We start from the raw sequence: 12,495 nt of genomic DNA, 5'->3' as shown, positions 1-12,495 counted from the left end.
CGATCGCTGCTCAATGCCCAGGCACCGGCGGGGGCCAGGCCCAGCAAGGCCATTAGCAGCAGCGGTTTAGCGCGGTGTAATAACATAGCTCCCTCGGGTTTGGGATAACAGTTCAAGCAGGCCCTGGGCCACATCCAGACGCATGCCGATCGCCCGGGTTTCGCTGCGATCGCTGGATATTGTAACAGCCGCGTCGGTCTCGGCGTATTCCCGCTGTGGATAAACCGTCAGCGTTTCGGTTTGCAGACGCAGTGCCTCGCTATGTTCAGTGGCCGGGCGGTGCAGTTCCACCTCGCCGCTCAGTTCGAGACGTTCCCCCCGCTCATACACAATTCCCTGGTTGGCGCGGGCGGTCCAGGGTGGCAGGGCTTCGCGAAACAGATTCAGCCGCAGCTGCCGGATGACCACCGTATCATCGTCGGGAAAATGTTCCAGATAATCGCCGACCAGCCGATGCTGCGGCTTGCCATCCTCCCCCATGCTGGTGGCTCGGAAGTTTTGCAGAAAATAATCGGGATCGTGGCGGACTTCGCGAGGAATGATACGGGGCTGGGTATCCAGATCGGTCAGCAGCCAGTTGCTGAAAGCGCCGATCAGAATGACCAGCAAAATGACGCTGACGATCTGCAGCTTATTCATGCAGGTATTTGCTCAGCTGTTCATCCAGCGTTTCCTGCGCTTCCATGATCAGTTCACACACATCGCGAGCCGCGCCCCGGCCGCCGCCGTGCGGGGTCTGCCAGTGGGCATGTTGCTTGGCCAGCGGGTGGGCGTCCTGCACCGCGATGGCCAGCCCGGCGCGGCGCATGACCGGCAGATCCACCACGTCATCACCCACGTAGGCGGCCTGTTCCGGCTGCAGCTCCAGTTTGGCAACCAGTTCTTCGAAAGCGGGCAATTTTTCCAGTCGGTTCTGATAAACGTGCTCGATACCGAGGTTTTCCATCCGGTGCAGGACGACCTGGGAGTTGCGTGCCGTAATCACCCCGATCTGCACACCGCTTTGCCTGAGCAGTTTGATACCAAAGCCGTCCCGCGAATGAAACGCCTTGTATTCCTGCCCGTCGTCACCGACAAACAGGGTGCCGTCCGTCAGCACGCCATCGACATCGAAGACCACCAGTTTGATCTGGGCAGCACGGGCAAGAATATCCTTCATAACAGCAGTTCCAGAGTCGGGTTGAACAGCCAGGCAGTCAGGACGGGTCGGCGGCGGGATAACCCAGTTCGGCCAGTTTGTCGCGAATCGCCTGCTCCGACAGATTCTCGCCTTCGATACGCACCAGACCGTTGTCGATGGTCACTTCCACCTGATCGATCCCGGGCAGGGCCTTGAGGCCGTTTTCAATGGCGGCGACGCAGCCCCCGCATTTGATGTTCTGTGCCGTAATTTGCAATGTGTCACTCATCGGCGTTCGCCCCTGTATCAAGCTTGCTGGATATTGAAATAGAGTAGTGTGAGATAGGCCACATAGGCCAGTAATAACAGCCCGCCTTCAAACCGGTTGATTTTGCCGTCGCCCCGAAAGCCGTAAGCCATCACAAACAGGGCGATACTCAGGCCGATCATTACCGGGAAATCCCGGCTCAGGACCTCGGGCTCCAGTGCCACCGGCCCAAGCAGGCCCGGAATACCCAGTACGACCAGCAGATTGAACATATTGGACCCGATCACATTGCCGATGGCAATGTCCGGTTCCTTGCGCAGCGCCCCCATCAGCGACGCCGCCAGTTCCGGCAGGCTGGTACCGATGGCGACAATCGTCAGGCCAATGATCAGATCGCTGACGCCGAAAAAGTGGGCGATATTCACCGCCCCCCAGACCAGTGCCCGCGAGCTGGCGAGCAACAGTACCAGGCCGATCACCAGCCACAGCAGCGCCCGGGGCGTGGTCATGGTCGGGATTTCACTGGCGTATTCGGCCTCCAGCGGATCGTGATCCTTGCGCTTGCCCAGCAGCACCATCCACCACAGCATCAATACCATGCCAGTCAGCAGGATCAGCCCGTCCAGCGGCCCCAGTTCGCCATCGGCCACCAGCATCAGGCTGACCAGCATGATCAAAAACATGACCGGATACTCACGCCGCAGGGTCTCGGAACGCACCACCAGCGGCACCACGAGGGCGGTGATCCCCAGTACCAGCGCAATGTTGGTAATATTCGAGCCCAGCGCGTTGCCCACCGCCAGGCCGCTGTTGCCTTCCAGGGTGGCGATGGCGGAGATCAACATCTCCGGCGCCGACGTCCCCAGCCCAACGATAGTCAGGCCGATAACCAGCGGCGAGACCCCCAGGTTACGCGCCGTGGCACCGGCCCCCTGCACGAACCAGTCGGCGCCCTTGATCACAATAGCAAAACCGAGAATCACGGCAATAACAGAAAGCAGCATGTCGGTCGGCATAAGAGAGGGTCCGATTATGGGCCAGATCGTTCGGGGGCGTATGATACCAGCTTGTCACCGGCGTGCGAGGGGCTGTGTAATGTTGAATTTTTAATGGTGAATTTTGAATGAACTGTCTGTTAGTAATTCAAAATTCACCATTCAACATTCAACATTCAAAATTATATTTCCGCGCCTCTGCGTTGAATGGGTTTTACTGCAGCTCGCGTTCGAGTTCCATTTCCAGTTCGCGTTCCAGCGCCCGATCTTCGTCGCTGCGCTCGAACTGCGGCCGTTCGGTTCGCGGCGGGTTGCCGTCGTGGACCAGGCTGCGGCGGCGTTGCAGATAGGCGTCGCGCATGAAGGTGTAGGGATCAGCGCCGGATTCTTCCAGCATGCGGCTGGCACTGAGCAGGCCGGCTCGGGTATCGATGGCACGCAGCACGACGGCGCTCCAGTAAGCTTCCTCGTCATCAATCTCTTGCAACGGCTCATATTCCCAGTCGGCGATGAGCCCGCCGGTGTCACGCAGGGTGCTGGGGCCGAGGAAGGGCAGCACAATATACGCGCCTTCGCCGACGCCCCAGTGCCCAAGGGTCTGGCCGAAGTCTTCATTGTGTTTGGGCAGGCCCATGGGTGTGGCGACATCGATCAGACCAAACAGGCCCACGGTGGAGTTCCAGACCACACGCGAGAAATCCGATGCGGCCGCCTCGAACTTCAGTTGCAGCAGATTGTTGACCATGACCCAGACATCATCCAGGTTGCTGAAAAAGTTCGATACGCCGGTTTGCGCCGGTTGTGGAACCGTATCCTTGTAAGCCTGTGCGACCGGTCGCAAGACCGCCCGGTCGACCGTATCATTGAATTTGTACATCGCGCGGTTATAGGGCTCGAGCGGATCGCTTTGCCCGTCATCGGCAGGGCCATTGGTACTCGCGCAGCCGGAAATCAGCAGGGTAGCGGCAAGTAATACGACATGCAGGAGGGAACCGGCCAGGTTGTTATTTTTTATCATATTTTAAAGCGGAGTTTCGGCAGGAGGGGATAAGTCCCTTTCTCTGTGAACCTCTGTGACCTCGGTAGTTTGCTCTGGTTTTTACTTGGCCTCGGTGCGCGTGGCACCGCAGCGGCGGCAACGATAACGGGTGACCATTTTACCCTGCTTGACGTCAAACGGGTTCCCCTTGACCACTTCCCATTTGTGAAAACCGCTTTTGCACAGGGTTTTGCCACGATGTTTGTCGCTGGCTTTGGGCTTTTTGAAGGGAATTACATCCGCCATGGCCGGGTTCCGTCATCAGTACCGTTTCAATTATGACCGTGAATGGGTATGTTTGTCAGCTTTAGTTATATGAACAGCGCGGGGAGTCGAGATGACGGAACAGACACATCGCCTGCTGATCGGCAGTTGCGGCTGGCAGCATGAGGGCTGGCAGGACAGCTACTACCCGGCCGATCTGCCGTCGGAGTGGCGTCTGGGCTATTACAGTAACGAGTTCCCCCTGGCGGTGATCACCGAACGCGAACAGGCGCTGGAGACGGAACTGCCCGCCGAGATGGACGATTGCCGCGAGGACCTGTGGGTGCTGGTTAATGTCCCGAATGATGCCGGGCTGGAGTCGGCCGTCGGCCTGCTGCAGCAGCTGCCCCGTCAGGGTGGGGTGTTGTTACAGGTCGATCCGGCGGCGCACAGCGATCCCGAAGCGTGGCTGGCGCAGATCGCGCCCCGACTGAACGGTTACCCGTTATGCATCGATCCCTCCAGCTTGCTGGGCGAGGCCTGGCGCGATGCCTTGCGGGCACGGAGTATTGGCTGGAGCTGGAATCCCCACAGTGATGCCGACGGGTTGGCACTCGGCCCCCTGGCGGTGATCCGGCTGGGCGGCGAATGTTCGGCGCGGCAGTTGCGCGAGTATATGGAAGCCGCTCTGGCTGTCAGCCGTCCGACGCGGGATGTGGCGCTGGTGCTCGACGGGCAACCGCCCGACGTGGAAACCCTGCGCCAGGCAAAACAGATCGAGGAGTTGCTGTGAGCCCGGTGTTAATGAATAGCACGGCAACCCGGCAAACATTGTCATTACCCGGGCCGTGGGTCACAATGCCGGCACCGCCAACCCCGGTACCGACAATCAAGGAATTGCGCACGTATGGCTGTAGCTGAAAACCTGGTCGAGATCCGTAACCTCTCCTTTCGTCGGGGCCGCAATGTCATTTTCGATGATATCGATATCGATATCCGTCGCGGCAGCATCACGGCCATCATGGGGCCCAGCGGTACGGGCAAGACGACCCTGTTGCGCCTGATTGGCCGGCAACTGCAACCTGACGCCGGCACCATCATGGTCGACGGGGAGAACGTTAACCGGCTCGGGCGCGGTGCCCTGTATGAATTACGCAAGCGCATGGGCATGCTGTTTCAAAACGGCGCGTTGCTTACTGACATGAACGTATACGACAACGTCGCCTTTCCCCTGCGCGAACATACCCGGCTGCCCGAGCGTCTGGTTCGCACCCTGGTGCTGATGAAGCTCGAAGCGGTCGGCCTGCGCGGCGCGCGGGAGCTGATGCCGGCGGAACTGTCCGGCGGCATGGCGCGGCGCGTGGCACTGGCACGCGCCATTGCCCTGGACCCCATGATGATCATGTATGACGAACCGTTCACCGGCCAGGATCCGATCTCCATGGGCGTGCTGGTGCGGCTGATCAAAGACCTCAACGACTCGCTGGGGCTGACCAGCGTGATCGTCTCGCACGATATCGCCGAGACCGCCGAGATTGCCGATGACATTTACCTGCTCTCCGGGGGCAAGGTGGTGGCGCGCGGTTCGCGCGAGGATCTGCGCAACTCCGACTCCGAATGGGCCCAGCAGTTCATGCAGGGGCTGCCGGACGGACCGGTACCGTTTCATTATCCGGCCGACAGTTATGCCGAGGATCTGGTCAACCAGAACGGGGCGCGCGACTGATGCTCTCGATGCTGCAACAACTGGGACACAACGCGCTGGGCTTTTTCCAGCGGCTGGGGCGCGCTCATCTGCTGTTGCTGCGCATTATCGAAGGCCTGCCGACGCTGGTGCCCAAATTTACCCTGGTGATCCAGCAGATCTATTCGGTCGGCGTGCTGTCGCTGCTGATCATTCTGGTCTCGGGTGCCTTTGTTGGCATGGTGCTGGGCCTGCAGGGTTACAACACGCTGGTCGACTTCGGCGCCGAGGAGTCACTCGGCGTGATCGTGTCGTTGAGTCTGGTGCGAGAGCTGGGGCCGGTGGTGACCGCCCTGTTGTTTGCCGGACGCGCCGGCTCGGCATTGACCGCCGAAATCGGCCTGATGAAAACCACCGAGCAGCTCTCGGCCATGGAAATGATGGCGGTCGATCCCATTCGCCGGGTGCTGGCGCCGCGCTTTCTGGCCGGTTTTTTATCCATGCCGTTGCTGGCGGCGATCTTCAGCGCGGTCGGCGTGCTGGGCGGCTATTTCGTCGGCGTCGGCCTGCTCGGGGTGGACCAGGGTGCCTACTGGTCGCAGATGCAGGCCAACGTCGATGTCTATGACGATATTTATAATGGTGTGATCAAAAGCCTGGTCTTCGGCGTGGTGGTCACCTGGATCGCGGTGTTCGAAGGCTATGACGCCACCCCGACATCCGAGGGGATCAGTCGTGCCACCACCCGTACGGTCGTGCATGCCTCGCTCGCGGTGCTGGGGCTGGACTTTGTACTAACAGCGCTCATGTTTGGAGAATAACGATGAACAATTCGCGTCTGGTCGAAATCTGGGTCGGAATTTTTGTTGCCGCGGGACTGGCGGCGCTGTTCATGCTGGCCATGCAGGTCAGTAATCTCAGCACCTACAGTAACGACGCGGGTTACGAGATCAGTGCCCGTTTCGAGGATATCAGCGGCCTCAAGGTCCGCTCGCCGGTAACCATGGCCGGGGTAACCATCGGCCGGGTCAAGGCAATCGCTTTCGATGAACAAACCTTCCAGGCCGTCGTTACCCTGCGTATCGAGGAGCAGTATAGTGAAACCCTGCCCAAAGATACCTCGGCCAGTATCTATACCGCCGGCCTGCTGGGGGAAAAATACGTCGGGCTGGAGCCGGGCGGCGCCATGAAAGTGCTGGCCCAGGGTGACGAGATCAAGCTGACCCAGGATTCGCTGGTGCTGGAAAAACTGATCGGCCAGTTCATCAGCCGGTTTATGGATGACAGCGGAGACAAGTAAGTGAACATCTGCAGCCGGGGCTGGCGCAATTGGCTGTCAGGCCTGTTATGGCTGATGGCCGTCACCCTGGGCGGGGCGCCTCTGGCCACCGCCCAGGAGACGGCCGGGCAGAATGCCCAGGCGCTGGCGGATCCGCAGCAACTGGTGATCAACACCACCGAACGCATGCTGGCGGCGCTCGACGAACACGGCGCGCAGCTCGAACAGCAGCCGGCGCTGATTTACGAGCTGGTTGGCGAGATCGTCCTGCCCCATTTCGATTTTGTCCGCATGTCGGCCTGGGTGCTGGGCAAGCACTGGCCGCGCGCCAGCCTGGAGCAAAAGCGGCGTTTCGTCCCCGCCTTTCGGCAATTGCTGGTGCGGACCTACGCCGTCGCCCTGCTGGAATACCGGGGGCAGAGCATTGAATATTTGCCGTTGCGAGAGGACCCGGCCAGCGGCGAGGTGACGGTGCGCAGCCGGATAATCCGGCCGGGCAAGCCGCCCATCGCCCTGTACTATACCCTGTGGTGGCATGACGACCGCTGGCGGGTGTATGACATCAGCGTCGATGGCATCAGCCTGGTGGCCAATTACCGCACCAGCTTCGCCAGCGAGATCAAGGCCCGCGGGCTGGACGCACTGATCGCGCGCCTGGAGCAACACAACCGCACAGGAGAAACCCCGCAATGAGCGATACCGCCATCAAGCCCCAGGATGACAACAGCTACCTCATCAGCGGCGAACTCAACATGCAGACCGTGCCGGGCCTGTTGCAACAGGTCGAGCCGATCCTGGGCCGCAGTCAGGGCGAAGTCTGTTTCGATCTGCAGGCGGTCACCCGCAGCGACAGTGCCGGCCTGGCCCTGCTGGTGGAGTGGATGCAGTTCGCCCGCCAGCAGGATCGCAAACTGACCTTTCGCAACCTGCCGGATCAGCTGCGCGATATCGCCCGGATCAGCGGCCTCGAAGATCTCCTGCCCTTGTCCTGAGGAGTGGGAGCGCCCCACGGGCGCGACTGTCGAATGTCGAATCGAGGCTGTCGCGGTCGAGGCCCGCTCCCACTTTTGCGGAGATTTCAGTCGCGTAGGTCACGTTGGCGATAGCCTACGTGACCCTCCCTGACCCCGGCACGTTCACCAGGTAGTGCTGCGCGCAACCTGGTCTACGACTAGATCCTAGATCCTAGCCCCTGGCTCCTATTCTTGGGGCAAGTCTGTGGTTTTCCTGCCAAATTTCCAATCCGGTCCGGTTTTGCCCTGTGCGGCCAGCGGCTGAGCGGATACAATAGCGAGCTCATACACAGCCCGATGCGAGTTGGAACCATGAGCCCCGACGAGGTTAAACAATTGATTGAAACCGGTCTCCCCGGTTGCGAAGCCACCGTCAACGGCGACGGCAGCCATTTTGACGCCGTCGTGGTCAGCCCCGATTTCGAAGGCCTGAGCCCGGTGAAAAAACAGCAACTGGTCTACGCCACGGTGACTGACAAGATCACGTCTGGCGAGCTGCACGCGTTGACCATCAAGGCCTATACCCCCGACGAGTGGGAGAAGGCTCGCGAACTGCAGATCTCATCCTGAGTGATGCTGCCCGCCGCGTGAGCGGTGCTTTTTAGGACAAGACTGACCCGATGGACAAGCTTTTAATCACCGGCGGTGCCAACCTGCAGGGTGAGATTCGTATTTCCGGCGCCAAGAACGCGGCGCTGCCGATTATTGCCTCGACGCTGCTGGCCGACGAGCCGGTCAATATCGGCAATATTCCGCACCTGCATGACATCACCACGACCATGGAGCTGCTCGGGCGCATGGGCGTGCAGATCACCATGACGGACAATATGGGCGTCGAGGTCGACAGCTCCACAATCAGGGAATACGTGGCACCCTACGACCTGGTCAAGACCATGCGCGCCTCGATCCTGGTGCTGGGTCCGCTGGTTGCCCGCTTCGGCGAGGCGGAAGTGTCGCTGCCGGGCGGTTGTGCCATCGGCTCGCGCCCGGTCAACCTGCATATCCACGGCCTGCAACAGATGGGTGCCGAGGTCACGGTCGAAAACGGTTACATCAAGGCGCGCGCCAAACGGCTCAAGGGCGCCAAGCTGGTGATGGACATGGTCACCGTGACCGGCACCGAAAACCTGATGATGGCCGCAACGCTGGCCAAAGGCACCACGGTGATCGAAAACGCCGCGCGTGAACCCGAAGTGCTGGATCTGGCCAACTGCCTGAACAGCATGGGCGCCGATATCGAAGGTGCCGGCACGGACAAGATCGTGATCCATGGTGTGGAACGCCTGCACGGCACCGATTACAACGTGCTGCCCGATCGCATCGAGACCGGCACCTACCTGGTGGCGGCGGCGATCACCGGCGGCAAGGTCAAGCTCAAGAATACCGATGCCAGCCTGCTGGACGCGGTGCTGGCCAAGCTGGAAGAGGCGGGCGCCCACCTGGATATCGACAGCACTTCTATCACGATCGATATGCACGGCAAGCGGCCCAGAGCGGTGGATCTGCAGACCGCGCCGTACCCGGCGTTCCCGACCGACATGCAGGCGCAGTTTTCAGTCATGAATTCGATCGCCAAAGGTTCGGGTACGATTACCGAAACAGTCTTTGAAAACCGCTTCATGCACGTGCAGGAACTGCAGCGCATGGGGGCGGATATCCAGTTAAAAGGCAACACCGCGTTTTCCACCGGGGTCAAGCATCTGACCGGCGCACCGGTGATGGCCACCGATTTGCGCGCCTCGGCGAGCCTGGTTATCGCCGGACTGGTGGCCAAAGGGACGACCACGGTGGATCGTATCTATCACATCGATCGCGGTTACGAATGTATCGAGGAAAAACTGCAGCAACTGGGGGCACAGATTCGACGGGTGCCGGCATTACATTATTATGAGTGAACAACTGACTATCGCCCTGTCCAAGGGCCGCATCTATAAAGAGACACTGCCGCTGCTCAAGCATGCCGGCATCGAGCCGCTGGACGATCCCGAAACCAGCCGCAAGCTGATCCTGGACACCAACCATGATGACATCAAGCTGGTGATCATCCGTGCCACCGACGTGCCGACCTACGTGCAGTACGGCGCGGCCGACATCGGCGTGGCCGGCAAGGATGTGCTGATGGAGCACGGCGGCGAAGGGTTATATGAACCGCTGGATCTGAAAATTGCCCAGTGCAAGATGATGATCGCCGGGCCCGAAGGCGCGACCGTCCCCGAGGGACGCCTGCGCATCTGCACCAAGTACGTCAACGTGGCGCGGCGCTATTTCGCCGAGCAGGGCAAGCAGGTGGAGATCATCAAGCTCTACGGCTCCATGGAGCTGGGCCCCATCGTCGGGCTGTCCGACTTTATCGTCGACCTGGTCGACACCGGCAACACCCTCAAGGCCAATGGCCTGGCACCGCTGGAGCACATGGCCGAGATCAGCTCGCGGTTGATCGTCAACAAGGCGTCGATGAAAATGAAACACGCCCGGGTCAAGGCCCTGATCGATCGCATCGGCGAGGCGGTGAGCTAAATGGATATCAAACGACTTAACAGTAGTGACACCCGTTTCTGGTCCGAGCTGGACCACCTGCTCGACTGGGAAGGGGTTTCCGACGAGACGGTGAACACCACGGTCAAAAACATCCTCAGGGATGTGCGCACCCGCGGCGACGCCGCGCTGGTCGAATACACCAACCAGTTCGATCGCATGTCCGTCGCCAGTATGGCCGAGCTCACCCTGGACATGGATCGCCTCGAGGCGGCGCTGAACAACATACCCACCGAAACCCGTGAGGCACTGGAGACCGCTGCCGAGCGGCTGCGCACCTATCACGCGCACCAGAAGATGGAATCCTGGTCCTATACCGAGGCCGACGGCACATTACTCGGCCAGCAGGTAACGCCATTGGATAAGGTCGGGCTGTATGTGCCCGGCGGCAAGGCCACCTATCCCTCGTCGGTGCTGATGAACGCCATCCCCGCGCACGTGGCCGGGGTCAAAGAAATTATCATGGTCGTGCCCACGCCCGACGGCGAGGTCAACGAGATGGTGCTGGCCGCCGCGCGCATTGCCGGGGTGAGCCGTGTCTTCACCCTGGGCGGTGCGCAGGCCGTGGCCGCGCTGACCTACGGCACCGAGACCGTGCCGCCGGTAGACAAGATCGTCGGCCCCGGCAATATCTATGTGGCCACCGCCAAGTCGATGGTGTTCGGCCGGGTCGGCATCGACATGATCGCCGGACCTTCCGAGATTCTAGTAGTCTGCGACGGCAAAACCGATCCCGACTGGATCGCCATGGATCTTTTCTCCCAGGCGGAACACGACGAGGACGCCCAGGCGATCCTGGTCTCCCCCGACGCGGCGTTTCTCGACAAGGTGAAGCAAAGCATCGATCGCCTGGTGCAGGAGATGGAACGCAAGGCCATCATCGAAACCTCCCTGTCCGATCGCGGCGCGCTGATCGAAGTGAAAGACATGGACGAGGCGATCGCGGTGGCCAACCACATCGCGCCGGAACATCTGGAACTGTCCATCGACAACCCGGAAGCGACCGCCAAACAGATCCGCCACGCCGGTGCTATCTTCATGGGCCGCTATACCGCCGAGGCGATCGGCGACTACTGCGCCGGCCCCAATCACGTGTTGCCCACCTCGCGTACCGCGCGTTTCAGCTCGCCGCTGGGCGTGTACGATTTTCAAAAGCGCTCCAGCCTCATCATGTGTTCGGCCGACGGCGCCTCGCAACTGGGCAAGACCGCCTCGGTCCTGGCGCGCGGCGAAAGCCTCACCGCCCACGCCCGTTCCGCCGAATACCGCATCAAGGATTAATCAAAAAGCATGACCGGCTCGCGCATCGACAAATGGATCCGTCCCGAGGTTCGCGGCCTGCAGGCCTATCACGTGCCGCCGGCCAAAGGCCTGATCAAACTCGATGCGATGGAAAACCCCTATCGCTGGCCCGAGCCGCTGCTGGATCAATGGCTGGATGTCGTGCGCCAGGTGGAACTCAACCGCTATCCCGATCCCGCCGCCGCCAGTTTGAAACAACACCTGCGCGAGGCGATGGCCGTGCCCGAAGGTGCGGAGATTCTGCTGGGCAATGGCTCGGACGAGATCATCCAGATGATCCTCATGACCCTGGCCGACGAACAGCGCACGGTGCTGTCGGTGGAGCCGGGTTTTGTCATGTACCACATGATCGCCACCTTTACCGATATGCAGTACATCGGCGTGCCGCTGCAGGACGACTTTTCGCTCGACACCAAAGAGATCCTGCACGCCATCGAGCAGTATCAGCCGGCGGTGGTGTTCCTGGCCTATCCCAATAACCCGACCGGCAACCTGTTCGACAAGAACGATGTGAAAAAGATCATCGACGCCGCCCCGGGGCTGGTGATCATCGACGAGGCGTACCACGCTTTTGCCGGTGACTCGTTCATGAATGAGGTGACTCATTACGACAACATGCTGGTGATGCGCACCGTCTCCAAGATGGGGCTGGCCGGTTTGCGGCTGGGACTGCTGGCCGGCAACCCGGCCTGGCTGAACGAATTCGATAAAGTCCGTTTGCCGTACAACATCAGCAGCCTCACCCAGGCCAGCGCCGAGTTCGCCCTGCAGAACCGCGATGTGCTGAATGCGCAGACCGATCAGATCTGTACCGATCGGGAAAGCTTGTTTGCCGAGTTAAACAAAATAGACGGGCTCAGCGTCTATCCCAGCAAGGCGAATTTCATTCTGTTTCGCACCCAGCCGGGCAAGGCGACCGATATCTTCGAGGCTCTGAAAGGTGAGGGCGTGTTGATCAAAAACCTGGACAAGACCGGCGGGCTGCTCAAGGATTGTTTGCGGGTGACCGTCGGCACGCCGGAAGAGAATGCGGCGTTTCTTGCCGCCCTTAAGAAA

General features: G+C 60.5%; 17 protein-coding genes. 11 read left to right on the top strand and 6 right to left on the bottom strand.

Annotated features, from left to right (window positions below; all coding sequences use genetic code 11):
- Positions 1 to 66: 66 nt before the first annotated feature.
- The 6 genes from lptC to RI563_RS06795 all read right to left on the bottom strand — a co-directional run bounded on the left by lptC (position 67) and on the right by RI563_RS06795 (position 3,668).
- Entirely contained in the window at positions 67 to 639 is a 573-nt protein-coding gene (lptC, locus tag RI563_RS06820) for an LPS export ABC transporter periplasmic protein LptC (protein WP_310693619.1), read from the bottom strand.
- Positions 632 to 1,159 carry a 3-deoxy-manno-octulosonate-8-phosphatase KdsC gene (gene kdsC / locus RI563_RS06815; protein ID WP_310693618.1) on the bottom strand — a complete coding sequence of 176 codons (528 nt, stop codon included), beginning with the start codon at positions 1,157 to 1,159 and terminating at the stop codon, positions 632 to 634. Before kdsC ends, lptC begins: the two co-directional genes overlap by 8 nt.
- A gap of 37 nt (positions 1,160 to 1,196) precedes the next feature.
- Positions 1,197 to 1,409: a heavy-metal-associated domain-containing protein gene (locus tag RI563_RS06810; RefSeq protein WP_310693617.1), complete on the bottom strand. Its 213-nt coding sequence runs from the start codon at positions 1,407 to 1,409 to the stop codon at positions 1,197 to 1,199.
- Positions 1,410 to 1,426: 17 nt separating this feature from the next.
- The gene (locus RI563_RS06805; protein WP_317622861.1) at positions 1,427 to 2,392 is read right to left on the bottom strand and encodes a calcium/sodium antiporter; all 966 of its coding nucleotides are present in this window, start codon (positions 2,390 to 2,392) and stop codon (positions 1,427 to 1,429) included.
- Between the two features lie 205 nt (positions 2,393 to 2,597).
- On the bottom strand, positions 2,598 to 3,401 hold the full coding sequence (locus tag RI563_RS06800) for a VacJ family lipoprotein (RefSeq protein WP_310693615.1): 804 nt from the start codon (positions 3,399 to 3,401) through the stop codon (positions 2,598 to 2,600).
- Positions 3,402 to 3,482: 81 nt separating this feature from the next.
- On the bottom strand, positions 3,483 to 3,668 hold the full coding sequence (locus RI563_RS06795; protein ID WP_310693614.1) for a hypothetical protein: 186 nt from the start codon (positions 3,666 to 3,668) through the stop codon (positions 3,483 to 3,485).
- Between the two features lie 91 nt (positions 3,669 to 3,759).
- Here RI563_RS06795 and RI563_RS06790 point away from each other — a divergent pair, with 91 nt between their 5' ends.
- From RI563_RS06790 to hisC, 11 genes are all read left to right on the top strand, one after another.
- A complete protein-coding gene (locus RI563_RS06790) occupies positions 3,760 to 4,419 on the top strand; it encodes a hypothetical protein (RefSeq protein ID WP_310693613.1) in 660 nt (219 codons plus the stop codon).
- 114 nt (positions 4,420 to 4,533) lie between these two features.
- A complete protein-coding gene (locus tag RI563_RS06785) occupies positions 4,534 to 5,352 on the top strand; it encodes an ABC transporter ATP-binding protein (RefSeq protein ID WP_310693612.1) in 819 nt (272 codons plus the stop codon).
- On the top strand, positions 5,352 to 6,131 hold the full coding sequence (mlaE, locus tag RI563_RS06780) for a lipid asymmetry maintenance ABC transporter permease subunit MlaE (RefSeq protein ID WP_310693611.1): 780 nt from the start codon (positions 5,352 to 5,354) through the stop codon (positions 6,129 to 6,131). The genes RI563_RS06785 and mlaE overlap by 1 nt, the downstream gene beginning before the upstream one ends.
- A 2-nt stretch (positions 6,132 to 6,133) precedes the next feature.
- A complete protein-coding gene (gene mlaD / locus RI563_RS06775; protein WP_310693610.1) occupies positions 6,134 to 6,610 on the top strand; it encodes an outer membrane lipid asymmetry maintenance protein MlaD in 477 nt (158 codons plus the stop codon).
- Positions 6,611 to 7,282 carry an ABC transporter substrate-binding protein gene (locus RI563_RS06770; protein WP_310693609.1) on the top strand — a complete coding sequence of 224 codons (672 nt, stop codon included), beginning with the start codon at positions 6,611 to 6,613 and terminating at the stop codon, positions 7,280 to 7,282.
- The gene (locus tag RI563_RS06765) at positions 7,279 to 7,581 is read left to right on the top strand and encodes an STAS domain-containing protein (protein WP_310693608.1); all 303 of its coding nucleotides are present in this window, start codon (positions 7,279 to 7,281) and stop codon (positions 7,579 to 7,581) included. The genes RI563_RS06770 and RI563_RS06765 overlap by 4 nt, the downstream gene beginning before the upstream one ends.
- Before the next feature lie 333 nt (positions 7,582 to 7,914).
- Positions 7,915 to 8,172, top strand: coding sequence for a BolA family protein (locus RI563_RS06760; RefSeq protein ID WP_310693607.1), 258 nt, complete (start codon positions 7,915 to 7,917; stop codon positions 8,170 to 8,172).
- A gap of 50 nt (positions 8,173 to 8,222) precedes the next feature.
- Positions 8,223 to 9,497 carry a UDP-N-acetylglucosamine 1-carboxyvinyltransferase gene (murA, locus tag RI563_RS06755; protein WP_310693606.1) on the top strand — a complete coding sequence of 425 codons (1,275 nt, stop codon included), beginning with the start codon at positions 8,223 to 8,225 and terminating at the stop codon, positions 9,495 to 9,497.
- Positions 9,490 to 10,119 (top strand): ATP phosphoribosyltransferase, encoded by a 630-nt coding sequence (gene hisG, locus RI563_RS06750; protein WP_310693605.1) that lies wholly within the window; start codon positions 9,490 to 9,492, stop codon positions 10,117 to 10,119. Before murA ends, hisG begins: the two co-directional genes overlap by 8 nt.
- Entirely contained in the window at positions 10,120 to 11,418 is a 1,299-nt protein-coding gene (gene hisD, locus RI563_RS06745) for a histidinol dehydrogenase (RefSeq protein ID WP_310693604.1), read from the top strand.
- A 9-nt stretch (positions 11,419 to 11,427) separates the two neighbouring features.
- A partial coding sequence (gene hisC, locus RI563_RS06740; protein ID WP_310693603.1) for a histidinol-phosphate transaminase occupies positions 11,428 to 12,495 on the top strand: 1,068 nt, incomplete at its 3' end.

Source organism: Thiohalophilus sp., from assembly GCF_031581315.1.
Lineage (GTDB): Bacteria > Pseudomonadota > Gammaproteobacteria > UBA6429 > Thiohalophilaceae > Thiohalophilus.
Note: the sequence above shows the minus strand (reverse complement) of the source record. Positions and strands in the feature narration are given on the sequence as shown.